1 rRNA gene is annotated in these 377 nt (G+C 55.7%); it reads right to left on the reverse strand.

Annotated features, from left to right (window positions below):
* Positions 1-325 (reverse strand): 23S ribosomal RNA (locus ADL15_RS19840); the annotation flags it as partial.
* Positions 326-377: the final 52 nt, after the last annotated feature.

Here is a 377-nt window from a genome sequence, read left to right on the forward strand (position 1 = left end):
TCCCACAACCCCCCACGCGCAACCCCTGACAGGTATCACACACGCAAGGTTTAGGCTAGATCCGCTTTCGCTCGCCACTACTCACGGAATCACGGTTGTTTTCTCTTCCTGCGGGTACTGAGATGTTTCACTTCCCCGCGTTCCCCTCACACACCCTATGAATTCAGGCATGGATGACACGACATGACTCGTGCCAGGTTTCCCCATTCGGACACCCTGGGATCACAGCTAGTTTGGCAGCTCCCCCAGGCCTATCGCGGCCTACCACGTCCTTCATCGGCTCCTGGTGCCAAGGCATCCACCGTTCGCCCTTGACAACTTAACCACAAAAAACAAGATGCTCGCGTCCACTGTGCAATTCTCAACCAACGACCAAC

This window comes from Actinoplanes awajinensis subsp. mycoplanecinus, from assembly GCF_001509495.1.
In the GTDB taxonomy this organism is placed as follows: Bacteria; Actinomycetota; Actinomycetes; order Mycobacteriales; family Micromonosporaceae; genus Actinoplanes; species Actinoplanes palleronii.